The sequence below is a fragment of the Pannonibacter sp. SL95 genome, assembly GCF_026672425.1.
In the GTDB taxonomy this organism is placed as follows: domain Bacteria; phylum Pseudomonadota; class Alphaproteobacteria; order Rhizobiales; family Stappiaceae; genus Pannonibacter.
The window spans coordinates 343,063-362,837 of record NZ_JAPPRC010000005.1 but is presented as its reverse complement, the minus strand read 5'-3'; the positions used below and the strand labels follow the sequence as shown (position 1 = coordinate 362,837).

Genomic DNA, 19,775 nt, shown 5'->3' with positions numbered 1-19,775 from the left:
CAACCCCTGGGGGAGTGAGCATGATCGGACGATTGAACCACGTTGCCATTGCCGTGTCGGACATCGATGCGGCAACGGCGGTCTACCGCGACACGCTCGGGGCTGAGGTGTCGGGCAAGGTCGAACAGACGGAGCACGGCGTGACCACCGTGTTCATCAACCTGCCCAACACCAAGATCGAGTTGCTGGAGCCCCTGGGCGAGCAATCTCCCATCGCCAAGTTCCTCGAAAAGAACCCGTCCGGCGGCATTCATCACGTCTGCTACGAGGTGGACGACATCCTGGCGGCCCGCGACCAGCTTGTGGCCCGTGGGGCCCGCGTGCTGGGCGATGGCGAACCGAAGATCGGCGCGCATGGCAAGCCGGTGTTGTTTCTCCACCCCAAAGACTTCCTCGGAACCCTGACAGAGCTGGAACAGGCCTGAGCCCTCCGGGCGGAGCCGGCAGGCCATCCAGCAGCACAGACAAGAGCCAGTGACCCATGTCCATCGCCTATGCGCTTGCCGTCTATTTCATGATGTGGTGGATCGTTCTCTTTGCGATCCTGCCGTTCGGTGTCCGGACCCAGGCCGAAGAGGGCGAAGTGGTGCCCGGTACCGTCGAGAGTGCGCCAGCAAAGTTCAGGATGTGGCGCACCGCATTCTGGACCACCGTCGTCACCAGCGTGCTGTTCGGTGCCTTCGTGTGGCTGCGACAGTCCGGAATCACCCTCGATGACATCCCGCTGCCAGGTCCGCGCTGAGCGGAAAATGAAGCTGCGCCGCTCCGGCCATCATCGCATGTCCGGGGCGACGTCTGTCATTTGAGCCGGGAGGGCATCCCTTTTGGTCGCGACAGTCCGCCCGGCCATGCCGCGTCGGCAGACAGAGGGCAGAGATCGTTCTTGCCGAGCGTCCAATGCCTGCCTGCCCTGCAGGTTATCCCCTTGAAAGAACTGGCAATACGTGGAGGCGGCCCTTGCTTTTCTGTGCAAGACGCAGGGCCAGTCACGGCTTTTCAACAGCTATCCTTCCGATAGGTCTCGAATTTCCGGACGGATGCATCTAGATGCAACTCGCTTGCAACTGCGAACTTCAGGCGAAAAAAAAGCAGGGCAATTGCCCTGCTTTTTTAAGTTCCGCGTCCAAAAACTCCCTCGATACATCAGTGCGTTCTTTTAGAAACTTCACTGTGTCGGCTGCGAACCTTGTGGGTGCGCCAGAGGGATCTTCCTCCCAAGACTCAGACCGCGATGCCTGTTATGAAAGGCTTTGAGCGTTGCCGCTCACTGCCTTTGTTCTTATGGAGTGGCAACCTAGCGCATTGACACAAACTTGTCACTATTTTGAGCGCATAAGCCCAAACTTTTTGCATGCTTGTTCTGGTGGCGGTTCAGAACGCCTTTTTCCTCAACGGGATGGCCGTCAGGGAAGGGGCCGGTTGACCCGGAATCCCAAGCTTTTGCCGCCGCTTTTCCGCAAGGGACTTGTGTTTTCCGGGTGCATGCGGTTTCACTGCGGCGCGGCCCGGTGGAGTGTGCCCGCAAGATCCAGGAACCCGATATGCGTCTGTCCCGCTTTTTTCTGCCCATCCTGAAGGAAACGCCCAAGGAAGCCGAGATCGTCTCGCACCGCCTGATGTTGCGCGCCGGCATGATCCGTCAGCAGTCGGCTGGCATCTACTCCTGGCTGCCGCTGGGCTTCCGTGTGCTGCGCAAGATCGAGAAGATCGTCGAGGAAGAGCAGAACCGCGCCGGCGCCGTGCAGCTCTTGATGCCGACGATCCAGTCGGCGGACCTGTGGCGCGAAAGCGGGCGCTATGACGCCTATGGCAAGGAGATGCTGCGCATCACCGATCGCCACGAGCGCGAGATGCTGTTCGGGCCGACCAACGAGGAGATGATCACCGAGATCTTCCGCTCCTACGTGCGCTCCTACAAGGACCTGCCGCTGAACCTCTACCACATCCAGTGGAAGTTCCGTGACGAGGTCCGTCCGCGCTTCGGCATCATGCGCGGCCGCGAGTTCCTGATGAAGGACGCCTATTCCTTCGACATCGACAAGGAAGCCGCCCGCCACGCCTACAACCGCATGTTCGTCGCTTACCTGCGGACCTTTGCCCGCATGGGCCTGAAGGCGATCCCGATGCGCGCCGACACCGGCCCGATCGGCGGCGACATGAGCCACGAATTCATCATCCTGGCCGCAACCGGCGAAAGCGCCGTGTTCTGCGACAAGAGCCTCCTGGACATGGCAACGCCGGGCCTCGACACCGACTTCTCCTCCGACCTGACGCCGATCGTCGACAGCTGGACGACGCCTTACGCGGCGACCGAGGAAATGCACGACGAGGCAGCCTTCAACGCAATCCCGGAAGACGCCCGCGTCTCGGCCCGCGGCATCGAGGTTGGCCACATCTTCTATTTCGGCACCAAGTACTCCGAGCCGATGGGTGCCAAGGTCATGACCTCGGAAGGCACCGAAGTGCCGGTCCACATGGGTTCCTATGGCGTCGGCGTGTCGCGCCTGATGGGGGCCTTGATCGAGGCGAGCCATGACGAGGAAGGCATCATCTGGCCGGCCTCGGTGGCCCCGTTCCATGTCGGCCTGATCAACCTGAAGCCCGGCGACGCCGAGACGGATCAGGCTTGCGAGGCGCTGTACCAGCGGTTCGAGAATGCCGGGATCGAGGTGCTCTACGACGATGCCGACACCCGCGCTGGTGCCAAGTTCGCCACGATGGACCTCATCGGTCTGCCGTTCCAGCTGATCGCTGGTCCGCGCGGCCTCAAGGACGGGGTGGTCGAGGTGAAGGAACGCGCCACCGGTGCCCGTGAGACGCTGACCGTTGAAGCCGCCTTCAACAAGATCCGCGACGCATTGACCTCCTGATCCCACTCGCGGATCCTTGTCACGGGATTCGTCAGGCATGGCCCGCTTTCGGGCCATGCCACCAAAATCTTGCCCGCTTTCGGCACTAGAGCGCAAAACCTCAGGCTGGCGCTCGAGATCGAATCGGCAGGCCCGAGCAACTGAACAGGCGAATGCGACGGACGGGCGGAGACGCGGGACGTCCGATGCCGAGCCAGAGCCCTTGCTCAACCCTCAAGGCAGATCATGAGCGCACGCAGCACATCGTCGCAGTCGCAGGAAGCAAAGTCGGATCAGTCGCAAGGCGCCGACAGCTCCAAGGGCGCTGGCAGCCGCCCGTCCGTCCGTCCGTTTGCCGCGTTCGAGTGGATGATTGCCGGCCGTTATCTGCGCTCGCGCCGGCGGGACAGCTTCATCTCCGTGATCGCCGGGTTTTCCTTTGTCGGCATCATGCTGGGCGTGGCGACGCTGGTCATCGTGATGGCGGTGATGAACGGCTTCCGCACCGAACTGCTGAGCAAGATCCTCGGCATCAACGGCCACATGCTGGTGCAGCCGATTGACCAGCCGCTGACAGACTATGACGCCGTTGCCTCGCGCCTGCAGGGTGTTCAGGGCGTCGTGTCGGCCATTCCCTTTGTCGAAGGGCAGGCGCTCGTCTCCGGTCCGGCCGGAAATCTCGGCGCCCTTGTGCGCGGCATGTATGAAGCGGACCTGAAGCGTCTGCCTCTGGTGGCGGGCAACCTGCGCCAGGGCACGCTCGATGGCTTCGACACCGCGGGCGGCATTGCCATCGGCACCCGGATGGCCCAGCAGCTCGGGCTGCAGGTCGGCGACAACATCACGATCATTTCGCCGCGCGGGGCGGTCACCCCGATGGGCGTGACGCCGCGCACCAAGTCCTATCCGGTCAGTGCGATCTTCGAGATCGGCATGTCGGAATACGACGGCACGATTGCGTTCATGCCGCTGCCTGAGTCCCAGGGCTTCTTCCGCATGGATGGCAAGGCGACCGGCGTCGAGGTCTACACCGACGACCCGGACAAGGTGGGCGACTATCGCACGGCGGTCGAGGAAGGGGCAGGGCGTCCTGCCTTCGTCAGCGACTGGCGTCAGCGCAACATGACCTTCTTCTCCGCCCTGGAGGTGGAGCGCAACGTCATGTTCCTGATCCTGACGCTGATCGTGCTTGTTGCCGCGCTCAACATCATTTCCGGCCTGACCATGCTGGTGAAGGACAAGGGGCGCGACATCGCGATCCTGCGCACCATGGGCGCGACACGTGGCTCGGTCATGCGCGTCTTCGTCATCACCGGTGCCAGCATCGGCGTGGTGGGGACGCTCGCCGGCTTCCTGCTCGGGCTGCTCGTGTGCCTCAACATCGAGAGCATCCGCCAGTTCATCTCGTGGCTGACCAGCACGCAGCTGTTCGATCCCACGCTCTATTTCCTGTCGCGCATGCCGGCGGAAATGGATCAGGGGGAGACGATCATGGTGCTCGTCATGGCCCTGGTCCTGTCGCTGCTGGCGACGCTCTACCCGGCCTGGCGCGCCGCGCGCCTCGACCCGGTCGAAGCGCTTCGGTACGAGTAAATCATGGCCGTAGCCGGATCCTCAGGAGAGACCTCGTCCATGTCCGCGCCCGTTCTGCGCCTCAGTGGCATCACCCGTGGCTTCAGCGAAGCCTCCGGCAAGCTGGAAATCCTGCGCGGTGCCGACCTCACGCTCGAGGCCGGACAGATGGTCGCGCTTGTTGCCCCATCGGGCACCGGCAAGTCGACCTTGCTGCATATTGCCGGCCTGCTGGAAAAGCCGGATGCCGGTGAAGTCTATGTCGGCGGTAAGCCCTGCGGCGCCTTGAGCGATGATGCGCGCACCACCATCCGCCGCAATGACATCGGTTTCGTCTATCAGTTCCATCATCTCCTGCCGGAGTTCACCGCGCTGGAGAACGTGATGATGCCGCAGATGATCCAGGGCCTGCCGAAAAAGACGGCGGCCGAGCGGGCTGGCCAGCTGCTGGCCTATATGCGCCTCGGCGCGCGCGGCACGCACCGGCCGTCGGAACTGTCGGGCGGAGAACAGCAGCGAGTTGCCATCGCCCGTGCGGTCGCCAATGCGCCACAGTTGCTGCTGCTCGACGAGCCGACCGGCAACCTCGACCCGCAGACCGCGCATTACGTGTTTGATGCCCTGCACGCCCTTGTGCGTGCCACCGGCGTTGCGGCACTCTTTGCCACACACAACATGGAACTGGCCGGCCGGATGGACCGGGTCATCACCCTGCGCGACGGGCTGATCCTCGACTATTGAGAAGGCAGGGACTGTGCCGTCACTCCGAGGCGGCAGTGTCCGCCAGGCCCCGGCGTTTACTGAACTGCGCAGGTGATCCGGTCAGGCGCACCTGCGCAGTTCAGTAAACGGCCGGACGGCAAAGTTCACGCTTCGTTCACCCTCTTGTGCGAAGAACGAGGCTTCTCTGGCCCTGCGTGATTTTGTGGCTTGCGAACAGAACAAAAAGAGAACAATGTCTTCTCAAGGGGCCGGAACGGCCCGGACCAAGAGCTGGCGCGGACTGTGACGCCGGTTTGACGAGAGGAGCATGACATGACCTTCCTGGCCCGTGATATCGCCGCTTTCGGTTCGCTCGTTGTCTTCGCTGCAACTGTCGCTGTCTGGGGCGAGGTTCTCCTCGCGCTGAACTGACCCCGTGCCGGCGTCAGCTATGTCGCCCCGCAGGAATCTCTGGATCGGTTTCCCGCGCACCCTATAAGGTCTCGACAGGGGCCGCTGCTTCGGGGCATCACGGGACAAGCTGGACTCGCGCCATCCCGTTCGGAATGTGAGCGGCTCCATTCCAGTCCCGCAGCGGGGCAGGGGGTATCTTACCACCGGGGCGCACCGTCCATGTCCGAGATCGGCTTCGTTCACCTTCGGGTTCATTCCGCTTTGTCCCTTCTCGAAGGGGCATTGCCGATCAAGAAGCTGCTGGACCTTGCCAAGGCCGACGACCAGCCGGCCCTGGCCATCACCGACACGGGCAATCTGTTCGGGGCGCAGGAATTTGCCGGCAAGGCCTGGGGATCCGGCATCCAGCCGATCATCGGCTGCCAGCTGGCTGTCGCGTTTGGTGATGACGCGGCTGATGAGCGGCGCGGAGAGCCGTCGCTGAGCGATGTCGTGCTGCTCGCCATGAGTGAGCAGGGCTACATGAACCTCATGGAGCTCACCAGCCGCGCCTTTCTCGATACGCCAACGGGCCAGCGTGCCCATGTTCCGCTCAGCCTGCTCGAATCGCGCAGCGCCGGCATGATTCTGCTGACCGGCGGCGTGCACGGTCCCATCGGCAAGGCCCTGCTCGGCGGCCATCGCGCGCTCGCCGCCACCCGCCTCGACCGGCTCGCGGCCGCTTTCGACGGCAGGTGCTACGTCGAGCTGCAGCGCCATGGCATGGCCGCTGAACGAAAGGCAGAGCCGGGGTTCCTCGATCTTGCGTATGAAAAGGGCCTGCCGATCGTTGCGACCAACGAGGCCTTCTTCCCCAAGCGCGACGATTACGAGGCCCATGACGCGCTGATCGCGATCTCCGAAGGCCGCGTGCTGATCGACGATGATCGCCGCAAGCTGACGCCCGAGCATTACTTCAAGTCACGCGCGGAAATGCTGGCGCTGTTTGCCGACCTGCCGGAGGCGACCGCCGCGACGGTCGAGATTGCGCGGCGCTGCCACTACCGGCCGCTGAAGCGCAACCCGATCCTGCCCCGCTTTGCCGGCGCGGACGCCGACCCGGAGGAGGCCGAAAAGGCCGAGGCGGACGAGCTGAAGCGGCAGGCCCGCGATGGTCTGGCCATGCGCCTGGCCGCCCACGGCCTCGCACCTGGCCTCAGCGAGCAGGACTACTGGGAGCGGCTGGAGTTCGAGCTCTCGGTCATCGAACGGATGAAATTCCCCGGCTACTTTCTCATCGTGGCGGACTTCATCAAGTGGGCGAAGTCGCATGACATTCCGGTCGGTCCGGGCCGCGGATCGGGTGCAGGTTCGGTGGTCGCCTGGTCACTGACCATCACCGACCTCGATCCCATGCGGTTCTCGCTGCTGTTCGAGCGCTTCCTCAACCCGGAACGCGTTTCGATGCCGGACTTCGACATCGACTTCTGCCAGAACCGGCGCGAAGAGGTCATTCGCTACGTCCAGGAGAAGTACGGCCGCAGCCAGGTGGCCCAGATCATCACCTTCGGATCTCTGCAGGCCCGCGCCGTGCTGCGTGACGTTGGCCGCGTGTTGCAGATGCCTTATGGCCAGGTCGACCGTCTCTGCAAGCTGGTGCCGGCAAACCCGGCCAATCCGGTCACGCTGGCCCAGGCCATCGCCGAGGAGCCGCGCCTGCGTGAGGCCGCGCGCGAGGAAGAGAGCGTCGAACGCTTGCTCGCCATGGCCCAGAAGCTGGAGGGCCTCTACCGCCACGCCTCGACCCACGCCGCCGGTGTGGTGATCGGCGACCGGCCGCTCGAACAGCTCGTCCCCCTCTACCGCGATCCACGCTCCGACATGCCGGTGGCGCAGTTCAACATGAAGATGGTGGAAGAAGCGGGCCTGGTGAAGTTCGACTTCCTCGGCCTGAAAACCCTCACCGTCATTGATACCGCGGTGAAGCTGATCGCCCGCAAGGGCATCACCGTCGACATGGCGGCGGTGCCGCTTGATGACCCGAAAACCTACAAGCTCTTGGCCGCCGGCGAGACGGTCGGCGTGTTCCAGCTGGAAAGCCAGGGCATGCGCCGCGCTATTGCCGGCATGAAGCCCGACCGGTTCGAGGATATCGTCGCCCTGGTGGCGCTCTATCGTCCGGGGCCGATGGAGAACATTCCGGTCTACAACGCCGTCAAGCACGGCGAGCAGGAGCCCGATTACCTGCATCCGCTGCTGGAGCCGATCCTGACGGAGACGAACGGCATCATCGTCTACCAGGAACAGGTGATGCAGATCGCCCAGGTCCTGTCGGGCTATTCGCTCGGCGAAGCAGACCTTTTGCGCCGCGCCATGGGCAAGAAGATCGCCGCCGAGATGGAAGTCCAGCGCGCCCGCTTCGTTGATGGCGCCGTCGAGCGGGGCGTTGACAAGGATCAGGCCGGCACGATCTTCGACCTCGTGGCCAAGTTCGCCAACTACGGCTTCAACAAGTCGCACGCGGCCGCCTATGCGCTGGTCTCCTACCATACGGCCTGGCTCAAGGCGAACCATCCGGTCGAGTTCCTGGCCGCGTCCATGACGCTCGACCTTGGCAACACCGACAAGCTGGGCGACTTCCGTCAGGAGGCACGGCGGATGGGCGTTGCCGTTCTGCCGCCGTCCATCAACCGGTCCATGGTTCCCTTCGACGTCGATGACGGCCGGATTGTCTATGCCATGGGCGCGATCAAGGGGGCCGGCGAACAGGCGATCCAGCACATTGTTGATGTCCGCGGCGACCGGCCGTTCAAAAGCATTGGCGACTTTGCCTCGCGCATCTCGCCGAAGTTCCTGAACAAGCGGGTGCTGGAAAGCCTCGTCAACGCCGGCGCTTTCGATTGTCTGGAGAGCAACCGCGCCCGGGTGTTCGAAGGGCTCGACCGCATCATCGGGCAGGCACAGCGCACCGAATCCAACGCCAGCATGGGTCAGAACGACATGTTCGGCAGTGGCAGTGGCGCAGGCGATGACCTGCAGCTCGCCGAAGTGTCCGGCTGGCTGCCGGCCGAGCGGTTGCAGCGCGAACATCAGGCCATCGGCTTCTATCTGTCTGCCCATCCGCTCGACGAGTACCAGCCGCTGCTGGAGCGCATGCGCGTGCAGCTCTGGGCGCAGTTCTCAGAGGCGGTGAAGCGCGGTGCTTCGGCTGGACGCCTCGCCGGGACGGTGATCTCCAAGCAGGAACGCAAGACGAAGTCCGGCAACCGCATGGGTATCGTTCGTTTCTCCGATTCGTCCGGCCAGTTCGAAGCTCTGCTGTTCTCAGAGAAGCTGGCCCAGTTCCGCGATGTGCTGGAGGTCGGCAAGTCGATGGTCGTGCTCGTCAGCGCAGATATGCGTGACGATGAGCCATCCTTGCGCATCGAACAGGTCGACCCGATCGAGGCCATGGCCGCGAGGGTGCAGAAGAGCCTGCGCGTGTTCCTGCGCGACGAAAGGCCGATGAAGAGCCTTGTCCGTCATCTGTCGACCAAGGGGGAGGGCGAGGTCAACGTCGTCGTGCTGCTGGATGAGGGCAAGCGCGAAGTCGAGGTCCGTCTGCCCGGCAAGTTCCGCCTCTCGCCGGAAATCGCCGGGGCACTGAAGGCCGTCCCGGGTGTAACCGACGTCCAGCTCGCCTGAGTGGCGCTTCTGTCCGTGGAGCCGGGAGCAGGGAGAACCGGCCCAAGGTCCGCATTGGCACTTGTATTTCGAAACTTCGACGCCTATAAGGCGCCCATTCCACACACGGGGAAGGATCCGGCATGTCCGGTTCCGTCCGGTGTCCGTTGCGGCTTGATGCCGCCGCTGCACTCCCCGTGGAGGTCATAACCGGAAAAATCAGGAGTTTAGGGCCATGGCTTTGCCCGATTTCACCATGCGTCAGCTGCTGGAAGCAGGCGTTCACTTCGGTCACCAGAAGCACCGCTGGAACCCGCGCATGGCGCCGTACATCTTCGGCGTTCGCAACGACATCCACATCATCGATCTGGCACAGACCGTTCCGCTGCTGCACCAGGCTCTTAAGGCCGTGAGCGACACCGTCGCCAACGGTGGCCGCGTGCTGCTCGTCGGCACCAAGCGTCAGGCCCAGGAAGCTGTTGCCGAATCCGCGCGTAACTCCGCGCAGTATTTCGTCAACGCCCGCTGGCTCGGCGGCATGCTGACCAACTGGAAGACCATTTCCGGTTCGATCCAGCGCCTGCGCAAGCTCGAGGAAGTCCTGTCGACCGACACTTCCGGCCTGACCAAGAAGGAAAAGCTGTTCATGGACCGCGAGCGCGAGAAGCTCGAGCGGAACCTGGGCGGCATCAAGGACATGGGTGGCCTGCCGGACCTGATCTTCGTGATCGACACCAACCGCGAAGCGATCGCCATCCAGGAAGCCCGTCGTCTGGGTATCCCGGTTGCTGCAATCCTTGATTCGAACTGCTCGCCGGAAGGCATCACCTATCCGGTCCCGGGCAACGACGACGCCGGCCGCGCGCTGCAGCTCTACTGCGACCTGATCGCACGTGCTGCCATCGACGGCATCTCCCGCGCCCAGGGCAACATGGGCATGGACATCGGCGCTTCGGAAGCTGCTCCGGTTGAGCCGGCTCTGGATGCCGACGAGCAGGCTGACGCCTGATTATCTGAGGCAGGCGCGCGGTGCTTGACGCATCGCGCGCCTTCGCCTTGACGAGGTGACAGCCAGAACATTGGCAACAGCATCTCGCACGACGGAATGGTTCGTCTGCGATGTCGAAAGACAGCCAGACAGGGTTCCGCACAAGACTTTCGCCCGGCCCTCAGGCGCCTGAAGTTCAGGCAAGCTTCGTCAGGGCCGCGATATGTGTGAATAACGCATATCGTCATAATGCCGCGGTGGCGCATGCGCTAAACCGGGCAAATCTTAGAAACTCCCACCACGAGGCGTTCGATGAGCATTTCCGCTGCGATGGTAAAAGAGCTCCGCGAGAAGACCGGCGCGGGCATGATGGACTGCAAGACCGCCCTGAACGAGACGGGCGGCGACATGGAAGCTGCCATTGACTGGCTGCGCACCAAGGGCCTCGCAAAGGCTGCCAAGAAGGCCGGCCGCGTCGCTGCTGAAGGTCTGGTTGGCGTTGCCTCCCAGGGCACCAAGGCTGCCGTCATCGAGCTGAACTCCGAAACCGACTTCGTTGCCCGCAACGAAGGCTTCCAGACGCTCGTCCGCGACGTCGTCAAGGTCGCCGTTGCCACTGGTTCCGACGTCGAGGCAATCTCGGCTGCGACCTACCCGGGCACTGACAAGACTGTCGACGCTGCGATCAAGGATGCCATCGCCACCATCGGCGAGAACATGACCCTGCGCCGCGCCGCTGTGCTGTCCGTCTCCGAAGGCATCGTTGCGTCCTACGTCCACAGCGCCGTGACCGATGGTCTGGGCAAGATCGGCGTGCTCGTCGCGCTCGAGTCCGCTGGTGACAAGGACAAGCTGAACGCCCTCGGCCGCCAGATCGCCATGCACATTGCGGCCACCAGCCCGCTGTCGCTGAATGTTGACGAACTCGATCCGGCTGTTGTCGAGCGTGAGCGCAACGTGTTCATCGAGCAGGCCCGCGAGTCCGGCAAGCCGGACAACATCATCGAAAAGATGGTGGAAGGCCGTATCCGCAAGTTCTACGAGGAAGTGACCCTCGTGAAGCAGGCTTTCGTGATCGACCCGGACAAGACCGTGGAACAGGCCGTCGAGGCACTGGCCAAGGACCTTGGCACTCCGGTCAAGCTCACCGGCTTCGTTCGCTTCGCTCTCGGTGAAGGCATCGAGAAGGAAGAAACGGACTTCGCGGCCGAAGTGGCCGCGGCCGCCGGCCACTGAATGCCAAAGGCGCCGGCGACCCCGGCGCCTTTTTTCTGACTGCCATCTAATTTCCCATCACTCCATAAATAGAAAAAGGTGTGCCCATGACCACCACATTGCGTTGGCGCAGAGTTCTGCTGAAGCTTTCCGGTGAAGCCCTCATGGGGACGCAAGCTTTCGGGATCGATCCGGCAGTGGTGGAGCGCATCGCAGTGGAAGTGGCCAATGCGGTGAAGCTCGGCGCACAGGTCGGTCTGGTTGTCGGCGGCGGCAACATCTTCCGCGGCGTTGCTGTCGCGGCCAAGGGCGGCAATCGCGTGACCGGCGACCACATGGGCATGCTGGCCACGGTGATGAACAGCTTGACGCTCGCCGATGCGCTGCGTCGCCAGGAAGTTCAGGCGCGCGTGTTGTCGGCTGTGCCGGTGCCCTCGATCTGCGAAACCTTCACCCAGCGCGGTGCTGAACGCTACATGGAAGACGGTGACGTGATCGTCTTCGCCGGTGGCACGGGCAACCCGTTCTTCACCACCGATTCGGGCGCTGCCCTGCGTGCGGCTGAAATGAAGTGCGACGCTTTCCTGAAGGGCACCCAGGTCGACGGCATTTATTCGGAAGACCCCAAGATCAATCCGAATGCCGAACGTTACACGGAACTGACCTACGAGGACGTCATCACGCGCAACCTGAAGGTCATGGATACGACGGCCATTGCGCTGGCCCGCGACAACCGGATTCCGGTCGTCGTCTTCTCCATTCATACGCCGGGTTCGCTTGTCGACGTGCTGCTCCAGCGCGGGCGCTACACCGTCGTCAGCGCAGCGGCCTGACCCCAGGTCGAACTGGACGCTTTTCCACCGCTTCTCCGCCCAGGCGCCCCTCGGCGCTGGAGGGCGGCGGGAATGCGTGCGAATATTGTTGCAACGGCACGGTCGTTCTTGTCTTTGGGCAAGATTGTGCGATGGTTGCGCCCCAGCCCGAACGGGCCTCTACAAACAAAAAATGCGAGGATCAAAATGCCGGTAGAAGGTGTCGATCTTGGAGATCTTGAGCGTCGGATGCAGGGCGCGCTCGGCGTACTGAAAACCGAACTGTCGGGTCTGCGCACCGGTCGCGCATCTTCCAGCATGCTTGATGCGATTGTCGTGACCGCCTATGGCCAGACCATGCCGATCAACCAGGTCGGCACCGTGTCCGTTCCGGAACCGCGCATGGTCGCGATCCAGGTCTGGGACAAGGGCATGGTGAGCGCTGTCGAGAAGGCGATCCGCGAATCGAGCCTCGGCCTCAACCCGGTCATCGATGGCCAGCTGCTGCGTCTGCCAATTCCGGAGCTGAACGCTGAACGGCGTCAAGAGCTGATCAAGGTCGCGCACAAATACGCGGAAGCGGCGAAGGTTTCGATCCGCCATGTCCGCCGCGATGGCATGGACCTGATCAAGAAGCTCGAAAAGGACGGCAAGATCAGCCAGGACGACGCGCGCGTCGCCTCGGATGACGTCCAGAAGCTCACCGACAACCGCATTGCGGAAGTCGACAGCATGCTCGAGAAGAAGCAGCAGGAAATCTCTCAGGTCTGAGACCGGGTTCCGCGCGACGCCGAGGATGTGAATGACGAGTGACCCTGATACCGGTTCGCTGCAATCAGCTCCCGCAAAACGCGGAGCCGGTCAGGGTGGTTGTGTCCCGCGCCATGTCGCCATCATCATGGACGGCAATGGCCGCTGGGCAAAGGCGCGCGGGCTGCCGCGCACCGAAGGCCACCGCCATGGCCTGGAAGCCTTGCGCGGCGCCATTCGCCACGCCCGGGAGCGCGGCATTGGCTATGTGACCGTCTACAGTTTCTCGTCCGAGAACTGGAGCCGTCCGCCGACCGAGGTCAGCTTCCTGATGGGCCTGCTGCGCCGGTTCGTGCAGCGGGACCTGTCCGAGCTGCACCAGGCCAACATCCGCGTCCGGATCATCGGATCGCGCGAGGGGCTTGAACCCGGGATCCGGGGCCTGCTCGACGAGAGCGAGGCGCTGACGCGGGGCAACACCGGCATGACCCTGATCGTCGCCTTCAACTATGGTGCCCGGGACGAGATCGTCCGCGCGATGCGCCAGCTGGCGCAGGATGTTGCTGCGGGGCGGCTTGATCCCGACGCGCTCGCTGAGGGTGATGTGACCGCCGCGCTCGATACATCCGACATTCCGGATCCGGATCTGATCATTCGCACCAGCGGCGAACAGCGCCTGTCGAATTTCCTGCTCTGGCAGGCCGCCTATGCCGAGTTCTATTTTTCGCCGGTTCTGTGGCCCGACTTCGATGCCGCGGCCTTCGACGCAGCCCTTGATGCCTTTGCCGCGCGGGAACGCCGGTTCGGCGCGGTTTCGGCAACGGGGGGCTGATGGGCGAGGGGGGATCATCGGCAGGCGAGGGAGCGCGCGGCCGGCCGGCTTCTGACCTCAGGGCCAGAGTGCTGTCGGCGCTGGTGCTGGGGCCGCTGGTCCTGGCTATCGTCTGGTGGGGCGAGGAGCCCTACACGGCCCTGATCGCGGTTGGCGGCCTCGTCATCCTGCGCGAATGGTTCGTCATCGTCAGCGCACCTGGCTCCGGACCGGTGCCGGTCATCGGTTATCTGGCGGTGCTTGCCTTCACCTTCCTGGTGCATCTGTCATTTGAACTTGCGGCACTCGGCCTTCTGGTTGCTGCCACACTCGCCTTGTACTTCGCCGCAGGTGGCGGGAAAACCGGACGCTGGACGGCCGAAGGCCTCATCTACGCCGCCCTGTCCGTCGGGGCGCTGCTTGTCGTGCGTCGCGGGGCAATTGGCGAGGCTTTCAGTTTCTTTCTGATCGCGACCGTCTGGGTGACCGACATCGCTGCCTATTTCGTCGGGCGGCGACTTGGCGGACCGAAACTCTGGTCGCGCATTTCACCAAAGAAAACCTGGTCCGGTGCCCTCGGCGGGCTTCTGGCAGGTTCACTGGCAGGCGTTGGCGCGGCAGCCTTCTACGGCCGTGCCGACCTGTTGATCTGGTTTGCGCTGGCGGTGGTCCTGTCGATCGTCTCGCAGGCGGGAGATCTGGCGGAATCAGCCGTCAAGCGGCGGTTCGGCGTCAAGGATTCCGGAGCGCTGATCCCGGGCCACGGCGGTTTGATGGACCGTGTCGACGGCTTGGTTGCTGCGGCCGTTGCGGCGGCGCTTTTGGGCCTCCTTCTGGGCGGATCTCTGCATGAACCGGTCTCTGGGCTTGGCCTTGGCTGACCCAAACAAGGTACTGTCGTGACCCCGAGCAACAGTTTCGTTTCCGCAGCGCCCGGCATGAGCGCAGACATCGCCACGATGGATGCTCCCCGTGTTCGCCTCGTGGTTCTCGGTGCGACCGGCTCGATCGGCAAGAGCACGCTGGATATCGTCCGGCATCATCCCGATCGCTATGAAGTTGTGGCGCTGGCCGCCGGACGCAGGGCTGCCGAACTGGCCGAGCTTGCCCGCGAATTCAACGTCCGTTTTGCCGCCCTTGCCGATGCGTCGGCTGGAGAGGCTCTTGATGCGGCACTGGCTGGCAGCGGGATTGCCAATGGCGCAGGACAATCAGCCCTGCATGACGCCGCGCTCTATCCAGCCGACATCGTCGTTGCCGGGATCGTCGGTGCAGCAGGCCTTGCCCCGACCTTTGCCGCCCTTCAGGCGGGCCGGACCATCGCGCTTGCCAACAAGGAATGCCTTGTGTGTGCCGGTGATCTGTTCATGGCGGAAGCCCGGCGCCGGCAGGTGGCCGTGCTGCCGATGGACAGCGAGCACAATGCGATCTTCCAGGTGCTGGAAAGCCGAAATATTGCCGAGGTGGAAAAGATCGTTCTCACCGCGTCGGGCGGCCCGTTCCGGACCAAGACCCTGGACGAGATGCGTCATGTGACGCCCGCACAGGCATTGCGCCACCCGAACTGGGACATGGGCAGCCGTATCACGATCGACAGCGCCACCTTGATGAACAAGGGGCTTGAGGTCATCGAGGCCTCGCACCTCTTCCCACTGGCGCATGATCAGCTGGATGTGCTGGTCCATCCCCAGTCTGTGATCCACGGCATGGTGCAGTACAAGGACGGGTCCCTGCTGGCCCAGCTTGGCAGCCCGGACATGCGCACGCCCATCGCGCATTGTCTCGCCTGGCCGCGCAGACTGGATCTGCCGGTGGCGCGGCTTGATCTTGCCCGTCTTGCAACCTTGACGTTTGAGGCACCCGATCTTGTCCGGTTTCCTGCTCTGGGTCTGGCGCTTTCGGCGATGCGGGCCGGGGGCGGGGCACCGGCTGCGCTCAATGCCGCTGACGAAGAGGCCGTTGCAGCTTTTCTGGCGGGGCGGATCGGGTTTCTCGATATCGCATCGGTTGTCGCCGATGTGCTTGAGACGCTCACGGGATCGGGAGCCCTTGCTGCACCGGAATCGGTCGCTGCCGTTCTCAACCTGGACGGCGAAGCGCGCCGCCAGGCGGCTGTCGCGATTGCCCGGCGCGCCGTTTGAACAGAAATCGCCAGCCGAGGTTATCCCGCTTGCATGACCCGGTGGTGATGTTCTGGGCTGGCAACGCTCGCGGCAGGCGGCTATGTTAAACTACAATTACGATTTGGACCTTAGGGTTCCGGTAACGGGGAGGCCGCGTTGGTCCGCCTCCCTTGGCGTAGGATAAGCGTATGGACCTTATTTCAGGCTACCTGACCCAGTCAGCGACGATGCTCGCTGCGTTCCTGTTTGTCCTGACGATAGTGGTCTTCTTCCACGAGCTTGGTCATTTCCTCGTCGCCCGCTGGTGCGGTGTCCGCGTGGATGCCTTTTCAGTCGGGTTCGGCCGTGAACTGTTCGGCTTCAATGACAGGCACGGCACACGGTGGAAACTCAGCCTGATCCCGCTGGGTGGTTACGTGAAGTTTGCCGGCGACGACAACGCCGCCAGCGTGCCGGACCGCGACGGGCTTGCGGCGATGAGCGAGGCCGAGCGCGCGGGGACCTTCCCGGCCAAGCCGGTGTGGCAGCGCGCCGCCGTTGTTGCTGCCGGGCCGATCGCCAACTTCCTTCTGTCCATTGCCATTTTTGCGCTGGTCTTCAGTGTCTACGGCAAGGTCGTCACGACGCCGCTGTTGCAGGAAATCCGTCCGGGCAGTGCGGCCGAGCAGGCGGGTTTGTTGCCGGGCGATCTGGTCCTGACCGTTGATGGCAAGGAAATCGCCACTTTCACCGATCTGCAGCGCATCGTTTCGGCGAGCGCCGACATTCCGTTGACCCTTGATGTCGACCGCAAGGGTGAAGTCGTGCGGATCGTGGTGACGCCGCAGTACACGGAAGTCTCCGACGGGTTCGGTGGCACCCAGCGTGTGGGCCTGCTTGGCGTTGCGCGCTCACCAAATCAGGACGACCTCAAGGTCATCCGCTACGGCCCGGTCGAAGCAGTGGCTGAGGGGGCCAAGGAAACGTGGTTCATCGCGGCCCGGACCCTCGACTACCTGTCGAAGGTCATCACAGGCCGGGAATCAGCGGAGCAGCTTGGTGGTCCGATCCGCGTGGCGCAGGTGTCGGGGCAGGTGGCAGAGCTTGGGATCATCCCCTTGCTGCAGCTGGCTGCTGTCCTGTCCGTCTCCATTGGATTGCTCAATCTGATGCCGATCCCGATGCTGGATGGCGGGCATCTTGTCTACTACGCGGCGGAAGCCGTGCGAGGGAAACCCCTGAGCGAGCGCGTGCAGGATGCCGGCTTCCGGATCGGCCTTGCGATTGTGCTGATGCTCATGGTGTTTGCCACCTGGAATGATGTGTCACGCCTCGCCGGCGGTTGAAGGCGGGCGTGACATGGCCGCAACGCCTTCAAATGAAATCCGTTTCTGGTGAGGCTTGCGGTTGCGTATTCGGCAAAAGGATGTAAAACCATGCCGGATGCTGAGAATCTGACGAAGGCCCTAACCGGTCTCAATTGAAAAAGGCATAGCTCGGATATGCAGCGACTGCGGAAAATTTCTCGTGCCGTTATTTTGTCGGCACCGCTCTTTGTGGCCGGTGGGATCCTTCCTGATCCGTTCGGTCTGTCTGTCACGAGCGCTGAGGCCGCGGTCGCCGGCAATATCGTTGTGCGTGGCAACACGCGCATCGAAGGCGAAACCGTCGTCAGTTACCTCACGATCCAGCGCGGCAAGTCGTACAGCGCGGCGGATGTGGATGAATCCCTGAAGGCCCTGTTTGCAACGGGTCTGTTCGAGGATGTCCGCATCAGCTCCGAGGGCGGCACGCTCGTGGTCACCGTCAAGGAAAACCCGGTCATCGGCCGCGTCTCCTTCGAAGGCAATCGCCGGGTGACTGATGACCAGCTGAAGACGGCCGTCCGTACCACCGAGCGCTCCATGCTGACGCGCTCGAAGGTCCAGTCGGATGTTCAGAACATTCTCGAAGCCTATCGCCGCACCGGCCGCTATCGCGCCTCGGTCGAGCCGAAGATCATTGACCGTGGCAACAACCGCGTCGATCTGGTGTTCGAGATCTCCGAAGGCGAGAAGACCGGCGTCGAGCGCATCACCTTCATCGGCAACGGCAACTTCAGTGACCGTCGTCTGCGCGAGGTTATCCGGACCCGTGAGAGCGGGCTGCTGAGCTGGCTGCGCAGCACGGACACCTATGATCCGGACCGTCTTGCCGCCGACCAGGAGCTCCTGCGCCAGTTCTACTATCAGAACGGCTACGCTGACTTCCGCATCGTTGCCACCAGCGCCGATCTTGACCGTGAACAGAACGTCTTCTTCGTCACCTTCACGGTGGAAGAGGGCGAGAAGTACGAGATCGGCAACGTCGAGATCCAGAGCTCGCTGTCTTCGATCGACCCTGAAGCGCTGAAGAGCGACGTGCGCACCAAGTCCGGTGACACGTACAATTCGCGCCGTGTCGAGCAGACGCTGGAAGACATCACGCTCAAGGTGTCCGAAGACGGCTATGCCTTCGCTGAGGTGCGCCCGCGTGCCCTGCGCAACTATGAGACCAAGACGATCGACCTCGTGTACAACATCGAGGAAGGTCCGCGTGCCTATGTCGAGCGGATCAACATCCGCGGCAACGACCGGACGCGTGAGTATGTGATTCGCCGCGAGTTCGATCTGGCCGAAGGTGATGCGTTCAACCGCGTCCTTCTCGACAAGGCCGAGCGTCGTCTGCGCAACACCGGCTTCTTCAAGGAAGTCCGCATCACCTCTGAGCGTGGCAGCTCTCCCGACCGCGTCATCATCAACGTGGATGTCGAAGAGCAGGCAACCGGTGAAGTTTCCTTCGGTATCGGTTACTCGACGTCTGACGGCGTCATCGGTGACGTGTCGATCTCTGAAAAGAACTTCCTTGGCCGTGGCCAGTTTGTTCGCGTCGGTGTCGGCGGTGGCAAGTCCTCGCAGAACTACGAGTTCCAGTTCCGTGAGCCGTTCTTCCTCGGTCGCCGCATTGCACTCGACCTCGACGCCTATCGCCGCGTGTCGGACAAGAACGACTACCGCAGCTACAAGGAAGACGTGACCGGTGGCGGTTTCGGCTTCACCCTGCCGCTGCGCGAAGACGAGCTGGCTCTCAAGCTGTTCTACAACATCTATGAGACCAAGATCTCCGATCCGAAGAAGCTGGCGACTGGTCTGTCGAACTGCTCGAAGAACAAGGATCTGTCCCCGGCCATCTGCGACTCGCTCGGGTCCTACCTGACGTCGTTGGCTGGCTACGCGCTGATCTACAACACCCTCGACAGCAACCAGAACCCGTCGGACGGCCTCTATGGCAAGTTCCAGCAGGAGTTTGCTGGCATCGGTGGTGACGCTCAGTTCATCCGCACCACGGCAGAAGGTCGCCTGTACAAGGAGATCTACCCGGATGCGGGCATCGTGGGGAACATCACCCTGCGCGGCGGTCACATCCAGGCTCTGGGCAGCAAGCGTCTGCGCATTTCCGACCAGTTCATGATGGGCGGCGACATGGTTCGCGGCTTCGAGAACGGCGGTATCGGACCGCGCGACCGTAAGACAGGTGATGCGATCGGTGGTCGTTTCTATGTCGCCGGTACGCTGGAAGCGACGTTCCCGTTCCCGGTCATTCCGGAAGAGTTCGGTCTGAGCGGTGCCGTGTTCGCCGATGCCGGTTCGCTGTGGGATGCAGATTCCAAGCTGATCAAGGCCGTGGGTGCCAACGGCGTGTCGTCGAACAGCTTCGACCTGCGTGCTTCTGCCGGCTTCGGCGTTCGCTGGGTGTCGCCGTTCGGTCCGCTGCGCATGGACTTCGCATGGCCGCTCATGAAGCAGAAGCAGGACCAGACCCAGGTGTTCCGCCTGTCGGGTGGTACCCGGTTCTAAGGCCGGACAAGAGATTGAGCTACGGCCGCCGCACGCATCGGCG

The 19,775-nt window shown here is 63.0% G+C and carries 15 protein-coding genes; all 15 read left to right on the top strand.

Features of this window, described 5'->3' with window-relative positions; all coding sequences use genetic code 11:
• Positions 1-20: 20 nt before the first annotated feature.
• Complete coding sequence (gene mce, locus OVA12_RS16605; RefSeq protein ID WP_268139281.1) at positions 21-425, top strand: methylmalonyl-CoA epimerase; 405 nt, start codon at positions 21-23, stop codon at positions 423-425.
• A 56-nt stretch (positions 426-481) separates the two neighbouring features.
• On the top strand, positions 482-742 hold the full coding sequence (locus tag OVA12_RS16600) for a DUF1467 family protein (protein ID WP_268139279.1): 261 nt from the start codon (positions 482-484) through the stop codon (positions 740-742).
• 799 nt (positions 743-1,541) lie between these two features.
• The gene (gene proS / locus OVA12_RS16595) at positions 1,542-2,870 is read left to right on the top strand and encodes a proline--tRNA ligase (protein ID WP_268139277.1); all 1,329 of its coding nucleotides are present in this window, start codon (positions 1,542-1,544) and stop codon (positions 2,868-2,870) included.
• A gap of 348 nt (positions 2,871-3,218) precedes the next feature.
• Entirely contained in the window at positions 3,219-4,442 is a 1,224-nt protein-coding gene (locus OVA12_RS16590) for a lipoprotein-releasing ABC transporter permease subunit (protein ID WP_268139448.1), read from the top strand.
• 39 nt (positions 4,443-4,481) lie between these two features.
• Positions 4,482-5,162, top strand: coding sequence for an ABC transporter ATP-binding protein (locus tag OVA12_RS16585; protein ID WP_268139275.1), 681 nt, complete (start codon positions 4,482-4,484; stop codon positions 5,160-5,162).
• A gap of 594 nt (positions 5,163-5,756) precedes the next feature.
• Positions 5,757-9,200: a DNA polymerase III subunit alpha gene (gene dnaE, locus OVA12_RS16580; RefSeq protein ID WP_268139273.1), complete on the top strand. Its 3,444-nt coding sequence runs from the start codon at positions 5,757-5,759 to the stop codon at positions 9,198-9,200.
• A gap of 214 nt (positions 9,201-9,414) precedes the next feature.
• Positions 9,415-10,188 (top strand): 30S ribosomal protein S2, encoded by a 774-nt coding sequence (rpsB, locus tag OVA12_RS16575; protein ID WP_268139271.1) that lies wholly within the window; start codon positions 9,415-9,417, stop codon positions 10,186-10,188.
• A gap of 291 nt (positions 10,189-10,479) precedes the next feature.
• Positions 10,480-11,403 (top strand): translation elongation factor Ts, encoded by a 924-nt coding sequence (gene tsf, locus OVA12_RS16570; RefSeq protein WP_268139269.1) that lies wholly within the window; start codon positions 10,480-10,482, stop codon positions 11,401-11,403.
• An 86-nt stretch (positions 11,404-11,489) separates the two neighbouring features.
• Complete coding sequence (gene pyrH / locus OVA12_RS16565) at positions 11,490-12,215, top strand: UMP kinase (RefSeq protein WP_268139267.1); 726 nt, start codon at positions 11,490-11,492, stop codon at positions 12,213-12,215.
• A gap of 186 nt (positions 12,216-12,401) precedes the next feature.
• A complete protein-coding gene (gene frr / locus OVA12_RS16560; RefSeq protein ID WP_268139265.1) occupies positions 12,402-12,965 on the top strand; it encodes a ribosome recycling factor in 564 nt (187 codons plus the stop codon).
• Positions 12,966-12,996: 31 nt separating this feature from the next.
• Complete coding sequence (locus OVA12_RS16555) at positions 12,997-13,776, top strand: isoprenyl transferase (RefSeq protein ID WP_268139263.1); 780 nt, start codon at positions 12,997-12,999, stop codon at positions 13,774-13,776.
• Positions 13,776-14,636, top strand: a complete 861-nt coding sequence (locus tag OVA12_RS16550) for a phosphatidate cytidylyltransferase (protein WP_268139262.1) — start codon at positions 13,776-13,778, stop codon at positions 14,634-14,636. Before OVA12_RS16555 ends, OVA12_RS16550 begins: the two co-directional genes overlap by 1 nt.
• 57 nt (positions 14,637-14,693) lie before the next feature.
• Positions 14,694-15,896 carry a 1-deoxy-D-xylulose-5-phosphate reductoisomerase gene (locus OVA12_RS16545; RefSeq protein WP_268139260.1) on the top strand — a complete coding sequence of 401 codons (1,203 nt, stop codon included), beginning with the start codon at positions 14,694-14,696 and terminating at the stop codon, positions 15,894-15,896.
• Positions 15,897-16,066: 170 nt separating this feature from the next.
• Positions 16,067-17,203: an RIP metalloprotease RseP gene (gene rseP / locus OVA12_RS16540; RefSeq protein ID WP_268139258.1), complete on the top strand. Its 1,137-nt coding sequence runs from the start codon at positions 16,067-16,069 to the stop codon at positions 17,201-17,203.
• Positions 17,204-17,359: 156 nt separating this feature from the next.
• Positions 17,360-19,732: an outer membrane protein assembly factor BamA gene (gene bamA / locus OVA12_RS16535; RefSeq protein WP_268139255.1), complete on the top strand. Its 2,373-nt coding sequence runs from the start codon at positions 17,360-17,362 to the stop codon at positions 19,730-19,732.
• Positions 19,733-19,775: the final 43 nt, after the last annotated feature.